This is a genomic window from Aurantiacibacter zhengii (genome assembly GCF_003584125.1).
GTDB lineage: Bacteria > Pseudomonadota > Alphaproteobacteria > Sphingomonadales > Sphingomonadaceae > Alteraurantiacibacter > Alteraurantiacibacter zhengii.
This window is the reverse complement of the sequence record NZ_QXFL01000010.1, coordinates 39,696-50,799: the sequence shown is the minus strand read 5'-3', so window position 1 is coordinate 50,799 and position 11,104 is coordinate 39,696. Positions and strand designations below refer to the sequence as shown.

Annotated in this window: 16 protein-coding genes; 7 read left to right on the top strand and 9 right to left on the bottom strand. The window is 59.0% G+C overall.

What is annotated here, in order from left to right:
* Positions 1 to 59: 59 nt before the first annotated feature.
* Entirely contained in the window at positions 60 to 983 is a 924-nt protein-coding gene (locus D2V07_RS16670; RefSeq protein ID WP_119588034.1) for a hypothetical protein, read from the bottom strand.
* Entirely contained in the window at positions 983 to 1,129 is a 147-nt protein-coding gene (locus tag D2V07_RS19170) for a ribbon-helix-helix protein, CopG family (RefSeq protein WP_119588033.1), read from the bottom strand. Before D2V07_RS19170 ends, D2V07_RS16670 begins: the two co-directional genes overlap by 1 nt.
* A gap of 119 nt (positions 1,130 to 1,248) precedes the next feature.
* Here D2V07_RS19170 and D2V07_RS18615 point away from each other — a divergent pair, with 119 nt between their 5' ends.
* Positions 1,249 to 1,422, top strand: coding sequence for a hypothetical protein (locus D2V07_RS18615; RefSeq protein ID WP_158586869.1), 174 nt, complete (start codon positions 1,249 to 1,251; stop codon positions 1,420 to 1,422).
* A gap of 388 nt (positions 1,423 to 1,810) precedes the next feature.
* Here D2V07_RS18615 and D2V07_RS16660 read toward each other — a convergent pair whose 3' ends face one another.
* Positions 1,811 to 2,434: a hypothetical protein gene (locus D2V07_RS16660; protein ID WP_119588032.1), complete on the bottom strand. Its 624-nt coding sequence runs from the start codon at positions 2,432 to 2,434 to the stop codon at positions 1,811 to 1,813.
* A gap of 242 nt (positions 2,435 to 2,676) precedes the next feature.
* Complete coding sequence (locus D2V07_RS16655; protein WP_233548487.1) at positions 2,677 to 3,120, bottom strand: hypothetical protein; 444 nt, start codon at positions 3,118 to 3,120, stop codon at positions 2,677 to 2,679.
* A 273-nt stretch (positions 3,121 to 3,393) separates the two neighbouring features.
* Here D2V07_RS16655 and D2V07_RS16650 point away from each other — a divergent pair, with 273 nt between their 5' ends.
* Positions 3,394 to 3,687, top strand: coding sequence for a hypothetical protein (locus D2V07_RS16650; RefSeq protein ID WP_147367049.1), 294 nt, complete (start codon positions 3,394 to 3,396; stop codon positions 3,685 to 3,687).
* A 10-nt stretch (positions 3,688 to 3,697) separates the two neighbouring features.
* On the opposite strand, the gene D2V07_RS16645 is transcribed toward D2V07_RS16650, so the two are convergent.
* The gene (locus D2V07_RS16645; RefSeq protein ID WP_267899769.1) at positions 3,698 to 3,895 is read right to left on the bottom strand and encodes a helix-turn-helix domain-containing protein; all 198 of its coding nucleotides are present in this window, start codon (positions 3,893 to 3,895) and stop codon (positions 3,698 to 3,700) included.
* Positions 3,896 to 4,066: 171 nt separating this feature from the next.
* On the opposite strand from D2V07_RS16645, the gene D2V07_RS16640 reads away from it, so the two are divergent.
* From D2V07_RS16640 to D2V07_RS16620, 5 genes are all read left to right on the top strand, one after another.
* On the top strand, positions 4,067 to 4,369 hold the full coding sequence (locus D2V07_RS16640) for a hypothetical protein (protein ID WP_119588028.1): 303 nt from the start codon (positions 4,067 to 4,069) through the stop codon (positions 4,367 to 4,369).
* The gene (locus tag D2V07_RS16635; RefSeq protein WP_119588027.1) at positions 4,366 to 4,881 is read left to right on the top strand and encodes a hypothetical protein; all 516 of its coding nucleotides are present in this window, start codon (positions 4,366 to 4,368) and stop codon (positions 4,879 to 4,881) included. Before D2V07_RS16640 ends, D2V07_RS16635 begins: the two co-directional genes overlap by 4 nt.
* Positions 4,878 to 5,360 (top strand): hypothetical protein, encoded by a 483-nt coding sequence (locus D2V07_RS16630; protein ID WP_119588026.1) that lies wholly within the window; start codon positions 4,878 to 4,880, stop codon positions 5,358 to 5,360. The genes D2V07_RS16635 and D2V07_RS16630 overlap by 4 nt, the downstream gene beginning before the upstream one ends.
* An 80-nt stretch (positions 5,361 to 5,440) precedes the next feature.
* Positions 5,441 to 5,944 carry a hypothetical protein gene (locus tag D2V07_RS16625; RefSeq protein ID WP_233548486.1) on the top strand — a complete coding sequence of 168 codons (504 nt, stop codon included), beginning with the start codon at positions 5,441 to 5,443 and terminating at the stop codon, positions 5,942 to 5,944.
* Positions 5,945 to 6,543: 599 nt separating this feature from the next.
* Positions 6,544 to 7,392, top strand: coding sequence for a hypothetical protein (locus D2V07_RS16620; protein ID WP_119588025.1), 849 nt, complete (start codon positions 6,544 to 6,546; stop codon positions 7,390 to 7,392).
* Positions 7,393 to 7,902: 510 nt separating this feature from the next.
* On the opposite strand, the gene D2V07_RS16610 is transcribed toward D2V07_RS16620, so the two are convergent.
* The 4 genes from D2V07_RS16610 to D2V07_RS16595 all read right to left on the bottom strand — a co-directional run bounded on the left by D2V07_RS16610 (position 7,903) and on the right by D2V07_RS16595 (position 11,055).
* Positions 7,903 to 9,429, bottom strand: a complete 1,527-nt coding sequence (locus tag D2V07_RS16610) for a DUF3987 domain-containing protein (RefSeq protein ID WP_119588023.1) — start codon at positions 9,427 to 9,429, stop codon at positions 7,903 to 7,905.
* Positions 9,426 to 10,388 (bottom strand): DUF7146 domain-containing protein, encoded by a 963-nt coding sequence (locus D2V07_RS16605; protein ID WP_233548485.1) that lies wholly within the window; start codon positions 10,386 to 10,388, stop codon positions 9,426 to 9,428. Before D2V07_RS16605 ends, D2V07_RS16610 begins: the two co-directional genes overlap by 4 nt.
* Positions 10,385 to 10,663 carry a hypothetical protein gene (locus tag D2V07_RS16600; RefSeq protein WP_119588021.1) on the bottom strand — a complete coding sequence of 93 codons (279 nt, stop codon included), beginning with the start codon at positions 10,661 to 10,663 and terminating at the stop codon, positions 10,385 to 10,387. The genes D2V07_RS16605 and D2V07_RS16600 overlap by 4 nt, the downstream gene beginning before the upstream one ends.
* 173 nt (positions 10,664 to 10,836) lie before the next feature.
* Positions 10,837 to 11,055 (bottom strand): hypothetical protein, encoded by a 219-nt coding sequence (locus D2V07_RS16595; protein WP_147367048.1) that lies wholly within the window; start codon positions 11,053 to 11,055, stop codon positions 10,837 to 10,839.
* Between the last annotated feature and the right edge of the window lie 49 nt (positions 11,056 to 11,104).

Here is an 11,104-nt window from a genome sequence, read left to right as displayed (position 1 = left end):
TCGGGTCATCTGGGTCCATGCCGCACATAGCCAACAGTTCGCGCGAGATAAGTCCCATATCAGTTGACCCTTTCCCACTCGCCCGTTGCAGTGTTGAACCCGATGCGAACCCCATCAGCATTTCTGGCATACTGCGAATAGGTCGGACGGCGTGGGCGAGACGTTCCGCGCGGTGCACTTGCTCTTGCCGCTGCTCTGGCATCGCGGCGTGTGGTGGCAACGGTTCGCGCGTTCCGGTTTGCGATCTCCGACTGGTTTTCCTGATCGCGAAACCGGGCATCACTTTCAGCGATATCGGCGTTCGCCGCCTCACGTTCGGCCCGCGCACCGTAGTATTGTGGCGCGGCTGCTGCCTCTGCCGCAGCGACCCCAGCTTCGGCTTCATCCTTGGCCAACACCGCAGCATGACGATCCTGCTGGCGCTCTTCCTGCCGCAGGTTCTCCCAGGTTGCACCGAAGCGCTCCGGACCTACCGCCGCCGACATTTCGATGAGAAGGCCGTTCGCAACGCGCGCAACCGCATCGGGATCACCGCTTTCCAAGGCACGGACAACAAAGAGGTCTCCATCATCGGCGGTCCCTGCCTCGACATCGGCCTCGTATCGCTGGCGAGCAAATTGCGCGGCACCCTCGATGTTGCCCATGCGAATGCGTTGAACGATGGTCGACAACTGCGTCAGTTCGTTCTGTCGTGTCTCTTCGTCGCGCGCTTCCCAGGCCGTTGCAATCGCTCGCGAGTGCTGGGGGTAGCGAGCATGGAGTTTAGCGACGCTCTCCGCGGTAGGGTTCTGGAACGTAATTGCAGCATCGGCGAGATAGTCCTCTTCGCGCTGCTGGTTCGCGAGTGCGATCTTCATCTCCTGTCGGGCACGCTCGTTAAGCAGTGCCATCTGCGTGGAGCGTTCGCGCTCTTGCTGCATCTCGTGATAGCCAGGGACAAGGGTCTTCCCAGCGAGGAGCGCTTGGCCGTAGTCGATAAGCATCAGTTGAGCCCCACCTTTTCACGCGCGATAGAACGCATGAATTCCGAGAGGTTCATCCCTTGTCGGGCGGCTTCCTCATGTATGGCGTCCACTAGCTTCTGGGGCGCATGAAACTTGATGGGCGTGCAATGGATTGTTCGATGCATGGCGCTTCCTTTCGCACCAACTTTGCCCAAAGCTTTCCCACCACGCTACTTAACGGCCTAACGCTTCCCGTCCTCGCTTTGTTCTTTCCCGAATCGTGCCTTTGCGGCATTGGCTACGCATGAGCAGAGAACTCGCCCACCGCGTCCAAAATGCTTTCGACAGGTGCAAGACCTTCCCCGAGGCAGGGGTCCACAACGGTCTGTTTCAGGTAAGGGGCGAAGCCTACATGGCGCTAATCGAGTTGCGCAACCTGTGCCCGGAGATCGTCCTGGCGCTACGCGATAGGGAATGACTGCTTTTGGCGTGGCGAATTAGAAAGCTGAATGTCCGAATGTAGGGTGGAAAGCGGTCATTTAGACCGAGAAGCAATCGCACTCTCAAGCCAATGGATTCGTTTGTGCCACAGCTTCGCCATTTTGGCGGAAGGTGCGATGTTCAATCGCGCGCGCGAACGCTCTAACTCCGACTGCAACTCTTCGTTTGTGAGTGCGGCCAACTCTTCAGCTCGGTGAGGAACGCCAGATCGTTTGCCCATGAGCGTAGTCTGCCCTGCGCGATGAATGACTGCAATCGGGTCGTTAGCTGACAGGCTGCTTTCGGCTCCACCGTGGCAAAGCTGCCAGTCCGGTCTTGGGTGGATCGCCCGCGCTGTCGAAGGTCTGCTAATGGGTGGAAAGCAGTCATTTGTCCACTTCGAGGAAATCTCTTGTCACGCGCGATTTTGGAAGTCCTTCGATCACCCTCGAAAGTAGCTGTCGAGCTTGTCTCGCATGATCGTTGTCGCAACTTCTCCTGCTGGGAAGTTCAAAAAGTGCCATCAGGTCATCCTCAGTGACCTGCGAGGTATCATTATCGTTCAGGAAAGCGACGTTCAGTTCTGCAACATCGTGTGCGCTAATAGGCTCGCAACCGATTGGTCGAACGAACATACTAGGGTCATCGAAGCTCCCAAGTTTCCTCGGTCGAAGGCGCCATAACTGAGTTCTGGCATTGTCCGCCACATTTGCCGGTAACTGAAACACTTCTTCGGCGATGGTCCGGTCTGTTGCACCCAATCGTTCAAGGTGGGCAACCTTCAGCGTGTTTCCTGGCCCGATCTGATATGAGAGGATGTGCGTAGGTTCGTCATTGAGGCCTCCGCCCAAGTTCCAAAATACTTCGATCGCCTCGTCTGCGGAAACATCTTTCGACTGCCAAAATCCGGCGTCAACCAAGCTACGAGATACCGCCGCATCGTCGTCATCACAGGCAGTGACTGAAAGTGCTCCGACGAGACCTAAGATGAGGTGCTTGGAAAAAGTCATTAGCCGTACAATAACTCGCCAGTTGCACGTCAACAATGTCCGCACTCGGTCGTTAGCAGAATGTCCGGTTTCGGCGTGATTTTTTCAAAAGCAGCCATTCAGAGTTGATAGTCCGGTTCACGCAGCTATTTGCGGTTAGCAGAAACGGATAAGTCGATGATTCCAAGTGATTTTATGGGAATGTCTGCTTTCGAGATGCAGCATTTTCGGGCGGAATGTCCGAGATGGGTGGGAAGCGGACCTTAGCTCGAAGTGTCCGACCGCCCTTCCACGAGATAGCCTTCGTCGTCGCGGAGTGGCGGAGTTGGGTCGCTCTGATAATTCTTGATCTCACCATTGGGTAGGATCTGAAACCAGCCGAAGCCGTAAGCCCCTTCGCCCGAGGTGCCCACACTATAGACCACTCCTGTCTTCAACGGCTTCGCACTCACATAACCGATGTTTTCGGCCCGAGGGCCGGTTAGTGGGCGTCCGTAGAAAATCGGAAAGCCATCCTCGCAAGAGCGGACATCTCTGTAATCCCACCAGTAAACGTTGCCATTCTCGACAAGTCGTCTGTCATCGCCGGGTGCTGGTGACGCTGGCGGTCCATCATCATCAGCTTGGACGTCGATGCTGTTCAGGCAGTCTGGCTGATAGTCGGATGAGGTATCCACCACGAAGGCCAACTGTCCATCAATCATCACGGCCAGTAGATCATAGGCATAGCTACAGCTGGACAAAGCTGGCAGCAGGAGCAGAGGAGAAAAGGTCCGAATACGTAGAGGCATACTGGGCTTTAACCCAAATTCGTTTGGTCCGCTAACGGGTCGTTAGCTGAATTTCCGCTTTCGGCGTGAACCGTGGGAAAGCCGCCACTGCGCTTCCCATTCACACCGTGCACGAAAGGCAATTATCCTGGCACTACGGGAGCAGGACAGCCAATAGACCGCCGCCCGCAGTTGTGGCATAGAAACGCCGTGGACCGTAGCAAGAGCCTCGACAGCCCCTCGCCAGTATTTCGCGCCGTGGAGCGCTGGAAGCGCGGCCTCTGGCTTCTCGCCTTCATTGGTTTGTTCGTCGTCGGCGCTGGCCTGTTGGCGGCGCTAACCGAAGCTGCGCTAGAGTTTCTTGGAGCCGGAGAGACTGCGCAGGTTGTCGTGGGCCTAGTTGTCTTTGCGACCGTCGCGCCGTGGTATCTTGGCGACCGACAATATCTGCGCACGCTTGGCAGGTTCGCAGACGTAGCAGACGAGCGGGACGACCGCGCTTAGACCGCTAGAATTATTCCGGCACCGTCGCGCCGATCCGGCCACCGCGCTTTGAGAAGGTTGCGCCAGCATCAGCGAGCGCCTTTTCAATCTTCCCGCGCGTGTCTTCCGAAACCCCTTCGCCAGCTTCGAGCCGACGCAAGGTTATATAATGGACACCCGCGCGGTCGGCCAAGTCTTGCGGCGAAAGGCCAAGGCCAGCCCGCGCCATCCTGCATTGTTTTCCATTCATGGGTGATAGAAATATAACAACAGGGCTTGACTGTCAATCAAACGGACTGTTAGAAAACTATCAGCCAAGGCATGAAGCCGAGGCGCGGCGAGCGGAAGCTACTACCTTTCCACCCGCCGCTAATCTCACCCTCTCTGAAAGGGCACGACTATGCACATACTAGCCACGGATGAACCGTTCGCCAACCAGGACGGCGACCGTATCACTATCACTATACCCAGCGGCAACGACGAGGTAACAATCTCGCTCGACATTCATCAAGCCATGAAGCTGGCACGCTGGACTCAGCGCAAATGCACAACCATCATCGAGGAAGCGAACAGCCGCGCCGTTCCGGCTTGCGCGCAGATCATCGCCTTCCCCAAGGCGCTCCCATCGCTTGCCGCCCGCGAGACGAAGATTGCGAATATACTTCGAGCAGCGAAGCAGCTGGACGCGGGAGGCGCAGCATGACTTACATTGGCAACAACTGGCACCCCCAGAACGGCTACGCCTCGATGCTTGCGCAGGCCGCGACAAGCGCAATCACTAACCTGTCCGCCGACCGGACCGAATGGGACAAGCGCCTTGCGGACTACCTTCGCCTGCAAGCGCTATCCCGCGCATGGGAGGAATATGGCGCACCCGCGAAACTGCGTGAGGCATCTGACCGGATTGAATTGGACCTAGAGTTCAAGTTTGGCCGCAACTGGCGTAAGGACGCCCCCCCCAAAGCCTTGGCCGAATGGGAGACTGCAATCGACCGAGTTGTGCGCGAGGAAGAGCAGACCACAGAGCGATTCTATCGCCCCCTCTGGAAAGCGCAGGTGGCATTGGCCAATACTCCAGCGCCCGATCTTGCCGCCGCTCTCTTTAAGGTCGAAATGATCGAACGCGACGAAGTTTGGAACGACCGCGATCTAAGCGGCGATGCTTTCGAGATTGTTGCGCAAGACATGGCCCGTCTGGCGGGAGAAGCAGCATGACCGACCGTCGCCAATTCATCACCGGAAGCGCCGCGCTTGTCGCGGCCTCCACCATTCCCGCCAGCGTAGCAGCAGCGCCAGCCGACCGCACCGAATGGGACGCGGCCATGCGCAAGATGCAGGAAGCCGACGCGGCCTGCGACGCGTATTATCGCAACGTGGTGCAGCCCTTGGAGGATGCCTTAGAAGCGCGCTTGCGCTCTAACGGCGTGACGAAAGGGACCGCTCAATACGACGAGAAGCGGCGCGAGGTTGTCGCCAAGGCCCACGACTACCACGCAGCGCACGACGAATTGGAACGTCTCTGCGATGTGTTCTGCGATGCACAAAGCGCCTTGTTGGACATGCCAGCGCCCGACGCAGAGGCTTTGCGCTGGAAGCTGGATAAGGTGCTAGAGCCTTGCCACGGCGGCACCCAATCTTGGTCTTGGTCCTATGTCGCGCAGACCGTGGAGGACTACCGACGCCTTCTAGGGTGATCGGTGAAACAGGCGCGATAATGGCGAGCCGCTTCCAACAAACCAGCAGCGCCCCGGCTTCATCGTCGGGGCGCTTTAACGTGCCGAAGATACACGAATTCCGGGATAGCCTCGCCCTGTCCGAAAAGTTCACCGATGCGCCATGGTGGCATGAACTCTACCTGCGCGCCTTCCCTACGATGATCAGCGCCGTTAGCGTCCGACAGGACGGATGGGCACAGCGCGGCGGTATCGACCGGGTAATTACTCTCGCGTCGGGCCGGGTCTATACGGTCGACGAGAAGGTCCGCATGAACGACTGGCCTGATATCCTGCTAGAGCGTTGGAGCGACGCGCAGCGAGGCAAGCCTGGCTGGATACAGAAGCCTCTGGCTTGTGATTTTATTGCCTATGCCTTCGCTCCCAGCCGCCGTTGTTATCTCTTACCGGTGGCGCCCCTGCAGCGCGCCTGGCGGCTGAACGGCCGCCACTGGATCGAGCAGTACGGCGAGCGGTTCGCGATGAACCCGGGCTATCGGTCGAGCAACGTGCCGGTGCCGATCGAGACGCTAATGGGGGCGATTGCCGCTGCGATGGTGCTGTAAGCATCACCCAGTTTGCCTTACCTTCTCAAATCAATCGAGAGACACACAAGTCCGCTGATTTGGCACGCAAAGAAGCGCACGCGGATCGCAAGTTTCCTCGTCGTGTTTCGCCAACGCTTCCTTAGCTCTCTCGCAAGCTGCTATCGAAGTGAATGCGCGCCCTGGGCTACGTTGCCCTGCTTCGACAAGCTCCACGCGCTCGACTGAGGCAGGGGCCGGCATGGATAGGCCAGGCTCAATGTCCGATGGCTCGCTAGCCATCTCATTTTCCGACTGTGTGATATGCCTACGATCGTTCTTAGCAGGGCGCGGGCCGCTACTCATCGTCTCTTCCGCCGATGATGTACTGCTATCGGCCATCACAACATTTGAGTCGCCGTCCCTCGGGCCACACCCGGCAATCGCGGACATCGCTAACATAATTCCGGCATATCCCTTACCCGCAATTATCATTTAGGCGCTCCGCTGTCGTGCCTCTTCAGAAGCCTTCCAATTAATTGACAACGCAACTTCGCGTTTTTGTTCGACGAAGGTAGACACTCTGCAAGAAACCGGACCATAATCAAGCTGGGCAAGCTCACAGGGGTGCTTCTGATATTATGTTTAAGCGCTATTGGCGTATCGTCTTGCTCGTCGCAGGAATAGCGGTAATCGGTGGCGGATCATACACCGGTTATAACCTTTTGCGGGCGATTGAAGAAGCCAATACAACCCAGCAATCTTATCAGCCCGCCAGAGAGGCGAGGCTCCCGAAAGCAACCAATAACAGCGAGACATCTCCTCAAAGGTATGAGCCCAAATGCTCGGCACCCGAAAACAGGGAAGACGCCGATCTGTGCGCTCAATGGGCGATGGTTGGCGCTACAGACCAATCTAACAGCCTCGCGGCTAGCCAACTATGGCTGACTTTCTTCGAGATCGTGGCGCTCATCATAACGATTAGCTTTACGGCCTGGGCCGCGTTCGCGGCAAGCGCTGCTTCTAAAGCCGCGGAGGCTAGCGTCTCCCTCTTTCAAACTGCTGAGTCTGGTTTCCTCGTGCCGAAGATCGTTCAAAATTCACAAGACGTTGTCACGGTTTCCTTGCGAAATATGGGACGAACCGGCGTTGTCATTTTGATTGCCGACTTGTGCGCCAGCGATGCCCCACCACAGGGGCCGATAAATCTAGTGTTGAGCGATACCGATTATGCCACCAACGCACTTATTGGTGCTGACAGCTCATACGTTTTCGGCGGCGGGGCCCAACAGATTGGTCACGACAGCTTGATCGCCTTCATTTATGGCGCGGCGATTTACAGAACAGCTTTCGGGAGAGTCCGGCTGGCCCGCATCGCAGTAAGTCTTAATCGTGCGAGCGGCGAGATCGCTGTGCTTGAAAGGGCAGACTTCAGTCTTTGGGAAGCACAAATGCGCAAGTCCTTCGGCAAGCAGGTCGAATTGGACTGAGCCGCGCCGAAACCGATTGCAGTCGCTTTGACCCGTGTGATTGCGGATATCCTCAAACCGACCACCAAGCAGGCAGATCAGGATATGCCCCAGCCGCATAGCTGAAGGCCACGCCATAGGACCGCCAGCGCGCCCGACGGCCCTCCATTACCAAAGCGCGGCAACCGTCCATCTGGTCGATCAGTCCGCCCCTTCGCTCACAACCTTTCCGGAGACCGAACACGTCCCCTGTTACCCAGCCGTCACGCGCTGCCTGCCTACCGTAGCCCTCAAGCCACCAGAAAGAGGCGGTGTGTAACCGCCTCCAGTGCTCTTGGGGGAAGCCGTCGTTCGGGTCGCAGGGATCAATGGCGTTCAATGCCTTCACCCATTCGCGGTAAAGGCTATCGGCAACCACCCTTGGCACAGGGGAAGGGCGAGGGGCGCTAGTCGCTCTTTCGCACCTACTGTCCCTATTGTCCCTAACGTCCCCGGCTCTCTGGATGCTTTCGGCATATTCTTTCCAGCTCATCATGCACCTCCATGAACGGCTGGGTTGACGAGATAATCCAAACGCTGGCGTCCGGGTGCTTCGCCATCGCGTGCCAGGTCAGCAAGCAACCAACCCGCGTCCACCAGACATTCGATCGCAGCGTTCATCGCATCGCCGGAACGCAGCCCCGACAACTTGCTTTTGTGCGGGGAGCGTTTGAGCGCACGCAGGTTGATCCGGTCGAAGCCCTGCTTGACGATGTAGCGCGCCAAGACTGAAGCGTTGCGCTCCACCTTGGGGAGGGCGGCATCGCCATAGACCCGCTCAGCCATCGGCTTCGCATAGTCGTCCACCCATTCTGCCGCTGCGATCAGCGATGTGGCCGAGACTTCGCGCGGCTCCGCGCTGCCGTTCCATGCCCAGGCGATCAGTTCTGCAACCAGCGCGAGGCGCAGAACGGTGCCGTCCATCTTGCCGACGAAGGACTTGAACAGCGCCGAGGCGTCATCATCGAGGGCCGCGTTGTCCTGCTGCCAGCGCTCGAAGATATCCGCCGCGTTGTCCGACAGCGGTAAGGTGATGTAGGTCTGCCGACCTTCGCTATCCTGACCCCACGAAAGACCATCAAGGCGGCGATAGACCCCTTCAAGCGCACCGATATCGGCAGCCTGACGAGGGCGCTGCACCACGCTCAACTTGTCCGGCCATGCCCAGAGGAAGCGGGCAACCAGACCATCGTCAGGCGACGAGAGCAGCGCATCGGCCAGCTTGGCAGGCTGAATGCCCCCGCAGACCGAGACGCCGTTGAACGGAATGATAATCGGCCCCTTGGCAGATCCCTTCCGGTCGATCGTAAACGCGCGACCGCCGTAGGCTTCTAGCCAGAATTCTCGCCCGCCCGGACTGTAGCGCTCGAATGATCCCAGCCACCCGGCGAGCTCGTCGCGAAAGTGGAGCGTGCCTTGCGGATTGCCTCCCAGGATGGCCCCAACCGCCTCCGGAGTCGCATCCATGATTACCGTGCGGCGACGAACAGGCTCCTGCGGCTCTTCAGCACCGTCCGGCATCGATGGTGGCGGCAGGTTCTCTTTCACAGCCTTCGACAGCTTGTCCTGCCAGTTCTTCTTGGTGGCCTTCGCGGCCTCCATGTTCTCTTGCCACGTTCGCAGGGCGGACTTATGATTCTCGGCATGATCCCGCTCGATATTGCGAAGGGGTTCGGTCACCGTGTCGAGGGCAGGAGACTTGCGCGAACTGGGGTCTCCAACGGCACCGGCCCAGATTATGCAAGGCTCAGCCCAGGACGCAGTAGAATACGGACGAACTCGCCGCTTGCCGCCGATCAGGCTGGCGCAGGCAGTGAGAAATGCAATCGCGGGATAATCGGGCGGCGTGCTGGTCCCTTCCGCGATATCGGCCAGCAGGGAGAAGGCATCCCCGAAAAGGCCAGTGGGCATGGGCACCGGAGAACGACGACCGGCATTGAGCACCGACATATCCGGGACCGGCCATATGCTTACACGTTCGCCCTCGTCGAAACGCGACTGGATAGATTGAGCCGTCATTGCGCGGCCTCCTTGTTCAGAAACGAGTTGAAGTCTTTGCTGCCTTCCGGCGGGAAGAATGACCGCACCGTCAGGCCCCGGCTGGCGTAGGTGTGGGCGGCCTTTTCAACCGCCGTCCGCCCGGCCTCATCGTTGTCCCCACCAATCGCTACGCTGCGCACCGTGGAAGGGAATTGCATCGCAGGGAGCATGGATGTTCCACATCCCACCCAGACCGGTCGACGAAGCTCTTGCAACAGCGTCAGGCCATCTTCCGGGCCCTCTGTTACGACGAGTTCCTTGCCATCAAGTGGGGCGAGACGCAGGGCACCCCCCGCCACCTTGCCAAGCGACAGCTTGGGTTTCGGCACATCGGCCTTTCCAGAGCCATCCGGCGCAAGATAGACGCGCTGGATGCCCTGAACCGGGCCATCGGGCGACTGTATGCAACAGACAAGGCAGGGCATTGCACCACCGCGCTTGCCGTAGGGGATCGAGGTGAACCGCAGCGAAGGCGGGAGGTCTACCGTGATACCGCGCGAGCGCAGGTAGCTTTCGGCTGGCGTGCCTTTCACGGGAGAGGCGGCGCGCCAGATTTCCCGTGCTTCGCCAGTCCGGTCGCCGGTTTCCTCCGCCGGTCTTGTAGGCAGCGATACTGCAGGGGTGCCATGCTCACCCAACATCGCTGCAGCTTCTCGCAGCCCGACACCGTGCAGCGCCTGGATGAAGTCCAGCACATCACCGCCCACACCGCAGCCGAAGCACCACCACCGCCGCCCATTGTCGAAGATCGTGAACGAGGGAGTGCGGTCGCTATGAAGCGGGCAGCAACACTTCCATTCCGCTCCGGCTCGCTGCAGCTTGACACCGGCATTGGCGACAACTGCCGGAAGGGGATGGTCGGCGCGTATCGCGTCCAGGTCGAGAGGCTGAGGCCTCTGGCTATCGCCACGATAGACTCGCTGATTGAAGTCCATCATACCGACACCCGCCCAAGGCGGCTGGCGCCCTTCCGGTTCGGATATTCCGTCAGCTTGTCGAGGGCGAAAAGGAGAGCGCGCTTTTCATTGCCCAGCATGAAGCGGTGCAGAATTGCGAAGCTACTGCCGCTCGCGCTTTCGTGGACGATTTCAACGGCGGCGCCCCTTGCCTCCACGTGGATAAGGCCGCGCCCCTCCATATCGCCCAGCCCATTGGGCAGGTCGAGAACACAGCGGAGGGGGCGCAAGGCGACGAAAGCCCGCGCATGATCCACCGCGAGTTCATACGGACGCGGCAAACAGAGCGGGTTCGGGCCACTCTTGGGCGACCATGACACAGCAGTCCAATCATCACCGAGGGGGCCGACCGACACGTGTGTCAGTCCACACCGAACTGCGGTAGGCCGCGCAGCGTCAGTGGCCGCGCGAGAGGGGTCGAGTGGCGGGATCATATCGCAACCTCCCAATCCTCGGTATGGACGATGATCGGTAGCCCTTGTCGCACGTTGGAAAATTCGACTTCGCGCAATACAGATTGCAGGCTTCCCCATTCGGTTCGGAAGGCAGGACGCCAGTTGTCGCCCGCAAAGCTTGTTTGCCAATCGCCGAAGACGCCGCGAACGTGGATGGCCCTGACCGGACGCGCCGGGTGTTTCAGGACTGTCATGCTAAAACCCTCCGGCGCGGATACCAGGGGTGCGACCATCGAAGGATCG